Below are 280 nucleotides of genomic sequence, written 5' to 3' on the forward strand. Positions count from 1 at the left end.
CCTGCGGGATGCGGGCGATGACGTCGCCGACCGACACCTGCGCGCCGTCGCTCAGGTTGACGAGGGCACCCGCGGGCAGCGCGTAGCTGGCCGGGATGTCCGTGTTGGCGAAGCAGACTTCCTTGCCCTTCGCGTTCAGCAGCTTGATGACCGGACGCAGGTCCTTGCCACCGGCGCCGCGCTCCTTCGGGTTCAGGACGACGGTGCTCGTCAGGCCGGTGACTTCGTCCACCTGGCTCTGCACGGTGATGCCGTCGATGAAGTCCTGGAAGCGGATCGA

The 280-nt window shown here is 67.5% G+C and carries 1 pseudogene; it reads right to left on the reverse strand.

The window, feature by feature from the left end:
- A pseudogene (locus LZP69_RS16410) lies at window positions 1-280 on the reverse strand (DNA-directed RNA polymerase subunit beta'); the annotation flags it as partial.

The sequence above is a fragment of the Shewanella sp. AS1 genome, assembly GCF_021412565.1.
Lineage (GTDB): Bacteria > Pseudomonadota > Gammaproteobacteria > Enterobacterales > Shewanellaceae > Shewanella.